The 11,177-nt window shown below is 73.3% G+C and carries 12 protein-coding genes; 9 read left to right on the top strand and 3 right to left on the bottom strand.

Annotation, left to right across the window (positions count from 1 at the left end; all coding sequences use genetic code 11):
• Nucleotide 1: 1 nt before the first annotated feature.
• Nucleotides 2-895: an HhH-GPD family protein gene (locus BLT99_RS07950; protein WP_092670785.1), complete on the bottom strand. Its 894-nt coding sequence runs from the start codon at nt 893-895 to the stop codon at nt 2-4.
• A 23-nt stretch (nt 896-918) separates the two neighbouring features.
• Nucleotides 919-1,950: a ketopantoate reductase family protein gene (locus tag BLT99_RS07945; RefSeq protein ID WP_092670783.1), complete on the bottom strand. Its 1,032-nt coding sequence runs from the start codon at nt 1,948-1,950 to the stop codon at nt 919-921.
• 57 nt (nt 1,951-2,007) lie between these two features.
• Between BLT99_RS07945 and truB the strand changes: the two genes are divergently transcribed.
• The 4 genes from truB to BLT99_RS07925 are packed head-to-tail and all read left to right on the top strand — an operon-like array spanning nt 2,008 to nt 4,689.
• Complete coding sequence (truB, locus tag BLT99_RS07940) at nt 2,008-2,919, top strand: tRNA pseudouridine(55) synthase TruB (RefSeq protein WP_371874245.1); 912 nt, start codon at nt 2,008-2,010, stop codon at nt 2,917-2,919.
• Nucleotides 2,916-3,284 carry a hypothetical protein gene (locus BLT99_RS07935; RefSeq protein ID WP_092670779.1) on the top strand — a complete coding sequence of 123 codons (369 nt, stop codon included), beginning with the start codon at nt 2,916-2,918 and terminating at the stop codon, nt 3,282-3,284. Before truB ends, BLT99_RS07935 begins: the two co-directional genes overlap by 4 nt.
• Nucleotides 3,285-3,310: 26 nt before the next feature.
• On the top strand, nt 3,311-3,763 hold the full coding sequence (locus BLT99_RS07930; RefSeq protein WP_092670777.1) for a hypothetical protein: 453 nt from the start codon (nt 3,311-3,313) through the stop codon (nt 3,761-3,763).
• Entirely contained in the window at nt 3,760-4,689 is a 930-nt protein-coding gene (locus BLT99_RS07925) for a bifunctional riboflavin kinase/FAD synthetase (RefSeq protein ID WP_092670775.1), read from the top strand. The genes BLT99_RS07930 and BLT99_RS07925 overlap by 4 nt, the downstream gene beginning before the upstream one ends.
• A gap of 15 nt (nt 4,690-4,704) precedes the next feature.
• On the opposite strand, the gene BLT99_RS07920 is transcribed toward BLT99_RS07925, so the two are convergent.
• Nucleotides 4,705-5,397 carry a hypothetical protein gene (locus BLT99_RS07920; RefSeq protein ID WP_092670773.1) on the bottom strand — a complete coding sequence of 231 codons (693 nt, stop codon included), beginning with the start codon at nt 5,395-5,397 and terminating at the stop codon, nt 4,705-4,707.
• Nucleotides 5,398-5,419: 22 nt separating this feature from the next.
• On the opposite strand from BLT99_RS07920, the gene BLT99_RS07915 reads away from it, so the two are divergent.
• The 5 genes from BLT99_RS07915 to BLT99_RS07895 all read left to right on the top strand — a co-directional run bounded on the left by BLT99_RS07915 (nt 5,420) and on the right by BLT99_RS07895 (nt 11,173).
• Complete coding sequence (locus BLT99_RS07915) at nt 5,420-6,634, top strand: MFS transporter (RefSeq protein WP_092670770.1); 1,215 nt, start codon at nt 5,420-5,422, stop codon at nt 6,632-6,634.
• A gap of 93 nt (nt 6,635-6,727) precedes the next feature.
• On the top strand, nt 6,728-7,672 hold the full coding sequence (locus tag BLT99_RS07910) for a sugar-binding transcriptional regulator (RefSeq protein WP_092670768.1): 945 nt from the start codon (nt 6,728-6,730) through the stop codon (nt 7,670-7,672).
• Between the two features lie 60 nt (nt 7,673-7,732).
• Entirely contained in the window at nt 7,733-8,740 is a 1,008-nt protein-coding gene (deoC, locus tag BLT99_RS07905) for a deoxyribose-phosphate aldolase (RefSeq protein ID WP_092670766.1), read from the top strand.
• Nucleotides 8,741-8,762: 22 nt separating this feature from the next.
• Nucleotides 8,763-10,316, top strand: coding sequence for an aldehyde dehydrogenase family protein (locus tag BLT99_RS07900; RefSeq protein WP_092670764.1), 1,554 nt, complete (start codon nt 8,763-8,765; stop codon nt 10,314-10,316).
• Nucleotides 10,313-11,173 (top strand): aldehyde dehydrogenase family protein, encoded by an 861-nt coding sequence (locus BLT99_RS07895; protein ID WP_092670762.1) that lies wholly within the window; start codon nt 10,313-10,315, stop codon nt 11,171-11,173. The genes BLT99_RS07900 and BLT99_RS07895 overlap by 4 nt, the downstream gene beginning before the upstream one ends.
• The last annotated feature ends 4 nt before the right edge of the window (nt 11,174-11,177 follow it).

Below are 11,177 nucleotides of genomic sequence, written 5' to 3'. Positions count from 1 at the left end.
GTCAGACCTCGGGCAGCACGTACCCGTCGCTGGTCCGCACGGCGAGTCCGTCGGCCACGAGCCCCTCGATCGCGCGTTCGAGCCGGGCGGGGTCGTCGAGCACGCGCGCGAGCTCGTCACCGGCGACCGCCCGGTGCGCGGCGCGGAGCTCGCGCATGACCTTGCCGCGCGCCTGCCGGTCGCTTCCCTCGAAGCGCGTCTGCCGAGCGCGACGGGGACCCTCGTAGGCGGGATAGCCCGCAGCGCGCCACGCGCAGAGATCCGCGATCGGGCAGGCGTCGCAACGCGGCGCCCGGGCGGTGCACACCGTCGCGCCGAGCTCCATGGCGCCGGCGTTGAATCGGTGGGCGGCCTCGCGATCCGGCGGCAGCAGCCGCTCCATCGCCGCGAGGTCCCGAGCGGTGGCCGGCGGGCCCGACTCGGCGGCCCCGTCGACCGCGCGGGCGATCACCCGCCTGGTGTTGGTGTCGACCACCGGATGGCGGTCGCCGAACGCGAACGCCGCGATCGCCCTCGCGGTGTACGGCCCGATGCCCTGCAGTGCGAGCAGGGCGTCGAGGTCGCGCGGCACCTCGCCGCCGTGCCGTTCGACGATCTCGGTCGCCGCCCGGTGGAGCCAGAGCGCACGACGCGGGTACCCGAGGCGGTCCCACGCGCGCACGGCTTCGGACGCCGGCTCCGCGGCGAGCGCGGCCGGCGTGGGCCAGCGCCGCACCCACTCCTCCCAGCGCGGCTGAACGCGGCCGACCTGGGTCTGCTGCAGCATGAACTCGCTGACGAGGACGGCCCACGGCGAGACGTCGGCCGCGCGCCACGGCAGCGGACGCGCGGCGTGCGCGAACCACGCCACCACGGCGGGCGCGATGCCGCCGCGGTCGATGGGGTGCTGCGGCATCCGCCCAGCCTATTCGCGTCGGCCTAGCCGAGGCCGTCGGGACCGCCGACCGCCGCGAGCACGCGTTCGGCGGGCAGGTGCACGCCCGCGCGCTCGACCTCGTGCACGAGCTCGACGAGCGCGCGGTTGACGGGCGCATCCAGCCCTGCCGCCTCCGCTTCGCGCACGACCGCGCCGTTCAGGTAGTCGACCTCGGTCGGCTGCCCGCGTCGCACGCTCTGCTGCGTCGAACCGAGGTTCGGCACGTCGCCCATGCGCACGCGCATGGACCAGGGCAGTACCTGCCCGAGCGAGAGCGGGAGACGCGCGAAGAACCGCAGGCGCCGGTCGCCGAGCCCCTGCAGCGATCCGAACCGGATGCCGCGGGCGACGCCCACGCGGACGGTCTCGCGCATGGATGCCGCGACCACCCGGCGCAGCCGGGGATCGTCCACGACCTCCTGCACGCTCCGGCCGACGATCGCCGGGACGGCGTTGAGCATGTTGACGACGAGCTTGGTCCACTGCGCGCCGCGGAAGTTCGCGATCGGGACGACCGGCACGGCCTCGGACAGCCGCGACGCGATGCGCCGGACCTCGTCGTCGGGATCGGTCCCGCCCGCGTGCTCGAGCAGCCCCGGCCGTCCGAGGTAGCTCGCGGCGGTCGTCGTCACGCGCACGGAGCCGGGCTCGGTGTAGTTCGCGGCGATGATCGAGAGCATCCCCATGCACGACGAGCGGGGGAGCACGCGCTCCGCGGTCGCGACGCCGTCGAGGCCGTTCTGCACGACGACGACCGGCACCCCGTCGATCATGGCGCCGTTCGCGACGAGCGCCGCCGCGGCATCCTGCGCCTTGGTGCACACCAGCACGAGGTCGGGCCGCGTGCCCAGGCGCTCGCCCACGGCGGGGTGGACGTGGGCCTCGCCGTAGCCGCCCGAGAGGCGGATGCCGCCCTCGCGGATCGCCGCGAGCCCGGCGCCGCGCGCGGTCACCTCGACGTCGTGCCCGGCGCGCGAGAGCAGCGCCGCGAAGGTCCCGCCGAGCGCGCCGGCGCCGATGATCCCGATCCTCACCGCACCAGCGTAGGACGCCGGGGGGAGCCATCCGCCCGCGCTGTTAGGGTGTACGGCGTGAACAGCGGCATCCTCCTCGTCGACAAGCCGCAGGGGATGACCAGCCACGACGTCGTCGCACGCATCCGCCGCCTCGCCGGCACGCGCAAGGTCGGCCACGCCGGCACGCTCGATCCCATGGCCACGGGCCTCCTGCTGCTCGGCGTCGAGTCGTCCACGCGCCTGCTGCACCACCTCGTGGGCCTCGACAAGGAGTACCTCGCGACGATCCGCCTCGGCTGGGCCACCACGACCGACGACGCCGAAGGCGAGCCGCTCGATGCCGCGCCGCCCGCGACGGTCGCGGCGATCACGCGCGAGCAGGCGGCCGAACGGATGGCGACGCTCACGGGCGTCATCGACCAGGTGCCGAGCGCGGTCAGCGCCGTCAAGGTCGCGGGCAAGCGGGCCTACCAGCGCGTCCGCGAGGGCGAGGTCGTCGAACTCGCCGCCCGCAGGGTCACGATCTCGGCCTTCGAGCTGCTCGACGAGCGGCCGGGCGACGGATGGCTCGACCTCGACGTGCGCGTCGCCTGCTCGTCGGGCACGTACGTGCGCGCGCTCGCACGCGACCTGGGCGCCGACCTCGGCGTCGGCGGACACCTGACCGCGCTGCGGCGTACGCGGATCGGCCGCTTCGACGTGGCCGAGGCGGGCGCGCTCGAGGGCCTCGACGTGGCCGCGGCCCGCCTCGCTCCGGCCGAGGCCGCGCGGCGGGCACTGCCGGCGATCGCGATCGACGCCGACGCGGTGCGCGACCTCCGGCACGGCAAGCGCATCGCGGCGACGTCGGGTGCAGCCGGCGCCGAACCCGTCGCCGACGGCCCGATCGCCGCGATCGGACCCGACGACGTGCTCGTCGCGATCGTCGAGCGCCGTGGCCCCCAGCTGAAGGTCGTCACCGGATTCCCCGCCGAGGAGGGCGCATGATCGAGTGGTTCGCGTGGGTGCAGGTCGGCGTGGCGGTGGTCGCCGGGCTCCTCTGCATCGTGCTCGGGCTGGCCGGCCGCGTGCCGAACGACCTCGTGCTCGGCGCCCTCGCGGTCGTCGAGCTGCTGCTCATCGTGCAGGTCGTCGTCGCGATCGTCGCGCCCACGGTCGGCAATCCGCCCACCGGCAGCCTGCTCGAGTTCTGGGTGTACCTCGTCAGCGCGGTGCTGCTTCCGCCGGCCGCGGCGCTCTGGGCCCTGCTCGACCGCGGCCGCTGGGCGACGGTCGTGTGCGGCGTCGCGGCGCTCGCGGTCGCCGTGATGGTCTACCGCATGCTCCAGATCTGGACCGTGCAGCAGGCGTGATGCGCGTTCTGGGAGAATCGACGGACATGACCACGCACTCCACCGAACCCCGCCGCGCGACGCGTCCCCGGCGCCTCAGCGGCATCGGGCGCGTCCTCGTCGCCGTGTACGGCGTGCTCGCCCTCGCCGCGACGGGCCGCTCGCTCGTGCAGATCGTCGAGAAGTTCGACGAGGCGCCCCTCGCGTACTCGCTCTCGGGGCTCGCCGCGGTCGTCTACATCGTCGCGACCATCGCGCTGGTGCGACCGGGCCTGACCTGGTACCGGGTGGCATGGGCCACGATCGTCTTCGAGTTCACGGGGGTCATCGTGATCGGCGCGCTCAGCGTCCTGCGCCCCGACCTCTTCCCCCACGACACGGTGTGGTCGGCCTTCGGGCGCGGATACCTGTTCATCCCGCTCGTCCTGCCGGTGCTCGGCATGTGGTGGCTCGCCCGCCACCGTCCCGTCGCGTTCGCCGCGCCCGAGGACGCCGAGTGAGGACGTTCACGGGGATCGACGCCGTCCCGCCGCACTACGGTCCGTCCGCGGTGACGATCGGGAAGTTCGACGGCGTCCACCAGGGCCACCGCGCGGTCATCGCCGCACTGCGCGAGATCGCCGAGGCGCGGCGGCTCGACGCGGTCGCGATCACGTTCGACCGCCATCCCGCCGCGTACCACGCCCCCGACCGCTGCCCGCCGCAGCTCGTGAGCACGCGCCAGAAGCTCGAGCTCCTCGCCACGACCGGACTCGACGCGACCGTGCTGCTGCACTACGACGGCGCCCTCGCATCCCAGTCGGCCGACACGTTCGTGCGGAGCCACCTCGTCGAGGCGCTCGACGCACGCGCGCTGCTCGTGGGCCGCGACTTCCGCTACGGCGCGGGCAACGAGGGCGACGTCGACCTGCTCCGCCGCCAGGGCGAGCAGTTCGGCTTCGAGGTCGTCGTCGTCGAGGACGTCGTGCCCGAGGGCGGCCGTCGCGTCTCGTCGACGTGGATCCGCGAGCTGCTCGACGACGGCGACGTCGAGCACGCCGCCGAACTGCTCGGCCACGTGCCGACCGTCAGCGGACTCGTCGTGCACGGCTTCAAGCGCGGTCGCGAGCTCGGCTACCCGACGGCGAACCTCGCGCCCGACTGCGAGGGGTTCATCCCCGGCGACGGCGTGTACGCGGGCTGGCTCATCGACGGCGGCGTTCGGTATCCGGCCGCGATCTCGGTGGGCAACAACCCGACGTTCGAGGGCGTGCCGCAGAAGCAGGTCGAGGCGTACGTGCTCGACCGCGACCTCGACCTGTACGACCACGTCGTGGCCGTCGAGTTCGCGCACCGCATCCGCGGGATGGAGAAGTTCGAGGGCATCGAGGCGCTCATCTCGCAGATGGGCCGCGACGTCGACCGGGCGCGGGTGCTGCTCGGCTGATGCGGGTCAGCTGGCTCAGCCTGCGCGGGAGCCGGTCGCCGGCGGGGGCGCGTCGCCCGGGCCGGGCGGGTGCGGGGCGACCGTGCCGATGCCCGTGAGGAAGCGAAGCAGCCCGGCGGCGGTGTCGACGAGCGGGCTGCCGTGCCCGAACTCCCACCCGGCGTCGGTGGCGCGCAGCGTGTGGCCCGCGATCACGGCGCGGATCTCGGTCGGCGCGGCCGCGGCGCGCCGCAGCGCCACCGCACCCGAGGCGACGGGCGACATCGGCGGGTCGACGGATGCCGCGCCGCCCACGAGCAGCGCGGCGACCACCGCGTCGTCGAGCTCGGCGACGCTGGTCGGACGCGTGCGTTCGCGGATGCCGCGAGTGCGCGCGTCGATCGCGTCGACGGCCTCCGCCGGACCCGCGAGCTTCGGCAGCTCGGCGAGGCGGCGGGCCTCGCCGCCGCGCACGAGGCGCTCGGCCGCATCGAGCGCCCGACGCGTGCGGGTGCGGTCGAAGCCATGCACGAGCTCGGCGACGACGTCGGCGACGTGCCATCCGGCCCGCGCGGTCGAGGTCGACCACAGCGCGTCGCCTCCGGTGCGGATGAGCTTCGCCACTCCGCCGAGCACCTCGGCCGTCTCGGCGCGGCGGTCGGCCGTGACGCCCGACTCGTCGACGTCGGGGCGGCGGCTGAGCGGCAGGTAGCGGGACAGGTCGGCCACCCGACCAGCCTAGACTCGGCGGGTGACGACCGAACCCGTGAGGCCGCTCTGGGCCGGTCGGACGCTCGCCCTCCTGGGCATCGTGCTCGTGGCGTTCAACCTGCGGACCGCGGTCGCGTCCCTCTCGCCGATCCTCGGGCAGCTCGAGCAGGAGATCCCGGTCTCCACGGCGCTCGTCGGGCTCCTCGGCATGCTGCCGCCGCTCTGCTACGCGGGGTTCGGCATCGTCACCCCGGTGCTGGCGCGCCGCTTCGGGCTCGAGCCGTCGCTCATCGTCGCGCTCGTCGTCCTGGTCGCCGGGCTCGCCGGACGCGGACTCGCCCCCTCGGCGTGGTGGCTGCTCGCCGCGAGCACGCTCACCTTCGCGGCGATCGGCGTGGGCAACGTGCTCCTGCCGCCGCTCGTGAAGCGGTACTTCCCCGATCGGATCGGGCTGCTGACCACGGTCTTCGTCACGGCGATGTCGGTGAGCACGTTCGTTCCGCCGCTCGTGGCCGTGCCGCTCGCGGACGCCGCGGGATGGCGCGCGTCGCTCGGAGTCTGGGCGGTCGTCGCGGTGACCGCGCTCGTCCCGTGGATCGCCCTGCTGGTCCATCCCCGGCGCGGCGTCGCCGCGGAGCTGCCCGAGGAGGCCGAACCGGGCATGCTGCGCCACGCGCTCCGCTCGCGGCTGGCCTGGGCGCTCGCGATCGTCTTCTCGGTGTCGGGCTTCAACGCGTACTCGCTGTTCGCATGGCTGCCGGCCATCCTCGAGCAGACGGCCGGAGCCACGCCGGCGCAGGCCGGCGCGCTGCTCTCGCTCTACGCCGCGATGGGACTGCCGGCCGCCGTCGCGGTGCCGGTGCTGGCCGAGCGACGTGGGCGCGTCCGCTCGCTGATCGCGGTCGGAGTGGTGTCGATCGTCGTCGGCTACGCGGGCCTCATCGCCGCCCCGGCGGTCGCGACCTGGCTCTGGGTCGCGCTCGCGGGCATCGGCCCGCTCCTGTTCCCGCTCGCGCTCGTGCTCATCAACCTGCGCACGCGCACGCACGCGGGCGCGGTGGCCCTGAGCGGATTCGTGCAGTCGGCCGGGTACCTCATGGTCGCGATCGGGCCGCTCGCGGTCGGCCTGCTCCACGAGGCGACGGGCGGCTGGACGGCACCACTGTGGCTGCTCCTGGCCTCGGCAGTGCCCGCCGCCATCGCGGGCGTCGTCGTGGCGCGGCCGCGATTCCTCGAGGACGAGCGGGAGCGCTGACCTGGTCTCGATCTGCTCATGTGAGCAGAATCACCCGCGCATGTTGCCGCGAGCGATCACGCTGCCTACGCTGGATGAGGCGGAAGGAGACGAATGGACGAGACCGACGAACTCCTCTCGATCCGCGCTGCCGAGCTCTACTACGAAGAGAACAAGACGCAGGACGAGATCGGGCAGGCGCTCCGGCTCACGCGCTGGAAGGTCGGGCGGCTCCTCGCGCAGGCCAAGCAGCAGGGCTTCATCCGCATCGAGATCCTGCACCCGCGCGCCCGTCGGCTGCCCATCGAACGGCGCCTCCGCGACGAGCGCGGGCTCGACGACGCCATCGTCGTCTCGGCCGCCGGCGTCGGCTCGGCCGACGAGCTGCAGTCGCGCACCGCGCAGGCGGCCGCCGACTACCTCACCGCGCTGCGCCCGGTGCCCCGCACCCTGGGCGTGAGCTGGGGTCGCACGCTCTTCGAGATCTCGCAGCACCTCCGCAACGGCTGGGCGACCGGCGTCAACGTGGTGCAGATCAACGGCGGCGTGAGCCTCAACCGGCGACCCGGCACCGCGGCCGCGACCGCCGTGGCGATGGCGCAGAAGGGCGGCGGCAGCGCGACCCTCCTGCCGAGCCCGGCGATCCTCGAGCACCTCGCGACCAAGCAGGCGATCGAGTCCGATCGGGTCGTCGCGGGCGTCATCGACCTCGCCCGATCGGCCGACGCCTACCTCTTCAGCGCCGGTCCGGCCGATCACACGTCGGTGCACATCGAGAGCGGCTACCTCACCGACCCCGACGTCGACCTGCTCGTCCAGAAGGGCGCCGTCGGCGACGTGGTCGGCCGGTACATCGACTCCGACGGCAACATCGTCGACCCCGCGCTCGACGCGCGCACCGTCGGGCTCACGCTCGACGACCTGCGCGCGGGCTCGCTGCGCATCGCGGTCATCGCCGGCCGCGCCAAGCACGCCGTCGCCGACGCCGTCGTGCGTTCGGGCCTGTGCTCGGTGCTGGTCACCGACGAGGCCACCGCCCTCCACCTCCTCGACGGCTGACCCGGCACGGTTCCCATCCGCCCGGGCCGGCGTCGCGACACGAAAGCCAGGTCACCCCACATGTCAGGCACCTCCCTCGTCACCGCGCGCGAGCGCGCGCTCGCCGTCCTCGGCGGCGAGCCCGACGACGCCACGCTGCGGCGCTACCTCCACGGCATCGCCGGCGTCGATGCCGTCGGACTCGAACAGCGCGCCGCCGGACTCGGCACGCGCTCGATCAAGACCACCTCCAAGCAGTGGGCGCTCGACCGCATCATCTCGCTCATCGACCTCACGACCCTCGAGGGCGCCGACACGCCCGGCAAGGTGCGCTCGCTCGTGGCCAAGGCCATGACGCCCGACCCGACGGATGGCTCGACGCCGCGCGTCGCGGCCGTCTGCGTCTACGGCGACATGGTGCCCCACGCGGTCGATGCGCTCGGCGCGCTGCACGGCGACCCCGACGACGGGCGCATCGCGGTCGCCGCGGTCGCGACCGCCTTCCCGTCCGGGCGCTCGTCGCTCGACATCAAGCTCGCCGACACCGCCGAGGCCGTGGCGAACGGCGCCGACGAGATCGACATGGTCATCGACCGGGGCGCGTTCCTCGCCGGTCGCTACGGCCTGGTGTTCGACCAGATCGCCGCCGTGAAGGAGGCGTGCCGTCGGCCCGACGGCACGAGCGCGTCGCTCAAGGTGATCCTCGAGACCGGCGAGCTCGTCACGTACGACAACGTGCGCCGCGCCTCGTGGCTGTCGATCCTCGCCGGCGGCGACTTCATCAAGACCTCGACCGGCAAGGTGCAGCCCGCCGCGACCCTGCCCGTGACCCTGCTCATGCTCGAGGTCGTGCGCGACTGGCACCTGATGACCGGCCAGCGCATCGGCGTGAAGCCCGCGGGCGGCATCCGCGCCTCGAAGGACGCCATCAAGTACCTCGTCACGGTGGCCGAGACCGTGGGCGAGGAGTGGCTCGTGCCGCACCTGTTCCGCTTCGGCGCGTCGAGCCTGCTCAACGACGTGCTCCTCCAGCGCCAGAAGCTGGCCACCGGCCACTACTCCGGCCCCGACTACGTGACGATCGACTGAGTCGATCACGAAAGAGACGACCATGAGCTTCCTCGAATACGCTCCCGCGCCCGAGTCGCGCGCCATCCTGTCGCTGCGCGACGAGTACGGCCTGTTCATCGACGGCGAGTTCGTCGACGGGCGCGGCACCCCCTTCCAGACCATCTCGCCGGCCACCGAGGAGCGGATCGCGACCGTCGCGAGCGCGAACGCCGCCGACATCGACGATGCCGTCGCGGCGGCCCGTCGCGCGTACGCCAACGTGTGGTCCCGCATGCCCGGCCGCGATCGCGGCAAGTACCTGTTCCGCATCGCGCGTCTCATCCAGGAGCGCTCGCGCGAGCTCGCCGTGGCCGAGTCGCTCGACAACGGCAAGCCCATCAAGGAGTCCCGCGACGTCGACGTCCCCCTCGTGGCCGCGTGGTTCTTCTACTACGCCGGCTGGGCCGACAAGCTCGACTACGCCGGCCTCGGCGCGAACCCGCGTGCGCTCGGCGTGGCCGCTCAGGTCATCCCGTGGAACTTCCCGCTGCTCATGCTCGCGTGGAAGATCGCCCCCGCGCTGGCCGCAGGCAACACCGTGGTGCTGAAGCCCGCCGAGACGACGCCGCTGAGCGCCCTGATCTTCGCCGAGATCGTGCAGCAGGCCGACCTGCCGCCCGGTGTCGTGAACATCGTGACCGGCGCCGGCGACACCGGTGCGGCGCTCGTCGCCCACGACGGCGTCGACAAGGTCGCCTTCACGGGGTCCACGGCGGTCGGCCGCGCGATCGCGAAGCAGGTCGCGGGCACGAGCAAGAAGGTCACGCTCGAGCTCGGCGGCAAGGCGGCGAACATCGTGTTCGACGACGCGCCCATCGACCAGGCCATCGAGGGCATCGTCAACGGCATCTTCTTCAACCAGGGCCACGTGTGCTGCGCCGGCTCGCGCCTGCTCGTGCAGGAGTCCATCCACGACGAGGTCGTCGACCGCCTCAAGAACCGGCTGTCGACGCTCCGCCTCGGCGACCCGCTCGACAAGAACACGGACATCGGCGCGATCAACTCCAAGGAGCAGCTCGATCGCATCACCGAGCTCTCGCAGGCCGGCGTCGACGAGGGCGCCACGCGCTGGAGCGCGCCGTGCGAGATCCCCGAGAACGGGTTCTGGTACGCGCCGACGATCTTCACCGACGTGCAGACGTCGAGCCGGATCGCGCGCGAGGAGATCTTCGGGCCCGTGCTGTCCGTGCTGACCTTCCGCACGCCGCAGGAGGCCATCGCCAAGGCGAACAACACGCCGTACGGCCTGTCGGCCGGCATCTGGACCGACAAGGGCAGCCGCATCCTCGCCGTTGCCGACCAGCTGCGCGCGGGCGTGGTGTGGGCCAACACCTTCAACCGGTTCGACCCGTCGAGCCCGTTCGGCGGTTACAAGGAGTCCGGGTACGGCCGCGAGGGCGGACGCCACGGGCTCGGGGCCTACCTCGCGCCCGGCTCGGTGACCTCGGGTCGCGGGGCGGCGAGGGCCGTCGAGGCCGCCGCATCCCTCGACGAGAAGCCCGCTCGCCGCACGCGCCGACCTGCCAAGCCCGCGAAGAAGGGGGTCGCCAAGTGAGCCGCCTCGCCGTGCCCAAGACGTACAAGCTCTTCATCGGCGGCGCGTTCCCGCGCAGCGAGTCCGGCCGCACCTACGAGGTGCTCAAGGCCGACGGCGCGTTCCTCGCCAACGCCGCGAAGGCCTCGCGCAAGGATGCTCGCGACGCGATCCTCGCTGCACGCGGCGCGGTCGGCAGCTGGTCGGGCGCCACCGCCTACAACCGCGGCCAGGTGCTCTATCGCATCGCCGAGCTGCTCGAGGGCCGTCGCGCGCAGTTCGTCGCCGAGATCGAGGACGCCGAAGGCCTCTCGCGGGCGCAGGCGACCGCGCAGGTCGACGAGGCCATCGACCGCTGGGTCTGGTACGCCGGATGGGCCGACAAGTTCGCGCAGGTGGCGGGCAACGCCAACCCGGTCGCGGGTCCGTACTTCAACATCTCGGTGCCCGAGCCGACCGGCGTGGTCGCGATCGTCGCGCCCCAGGACTCGTCGCTCGTGGGCCTCGTCTCCGCGATCGCGCCGGCCCTCGTCGCCGGCAACTCCGTCGTCGTGGTCGCGAGCGAGCGCTACCCGCTCTCGGCGATCAGCCTCGCCGAGGTGCTCGCCACGAGCGACGTGCCGAAGGGCGTGGTGAACATCCTCACCGGATCGCCGGCCGAGATCGCGCCGTGGCTCGCGAGCCACTCCGACGTCAACGCGATCGACCTCGTCGGCGCGGGCGCCCTCGACTGGATCGACCTCGAGATCGCGGCGGCCGACACGCTGAAGCGCGTGCTGCGGCCCGAGACCGGGGCCGATGCGGCGGCGCCGGCGCTCGACCGCATCGCGGCGTTCACCGAGACCAAGACCGTCTGGCACACCAAGAGCCTGCGCTGAGCCA

The organism is Agromyces flavus (assembly GCF_900104685.1).
Lineage (GTDB): Bacteria > Actinomycetota > Actinomycetes > Actinomycetales > Microbacteriaceae > Agromyces > Agromyces flavus.
The sequence above is the reverse complement of the archived record's forward strand: the minus strand, read 5'-3'. Positions and strand labels throughout refer to the sequence as shown.

Bases quoted from the DNA above. Each gene is read 5' to 3' on its own strand.
- BLT99_RS07950 (WP_092670785.1), bottom strand. From the start codon at position 895: ATGCCGCAGCACCCCATCGACCGCGGCGGCATCGCGCCCGCCGTGGTG.
- BLT99_RS07935 (WP_092670779.1), top strand. From the start codon at position 2,916: ATGATCGAGTGGTTCGCGTGGGTGCAGGTCGGCGTGGCGGTGGTCGCC.
- BLT99_RS07930 (WP_092670777.1), top strand. From the start codon at position 3,311: ATGACCACGCACTCCACCGAACCCCGCCGCGCGACGCGTCCCCGGCGC.
- BLT99_RS07910 (WP_092670768.1), top strand. From the start codon at position 6,728: ATGGACGAGACCGACGAACTCCTCTCGATCCGCGCTGCCGAGCTCTAC.
- deoC (WP_092670766.1), top strand. From the start codon at position 7,733: ATGTCAGGCACCTCCCTCGTCACCGCGCGCGAGCGCGCGCTCGCCGTC.
- BLT99_RS07900 (WP_092670764.1), top strand. From the start codon at position 8,763: ATGAGCTTCCTCGAATACGCTCCCGCGCCCGAGTCGCGCGCCATCCTG.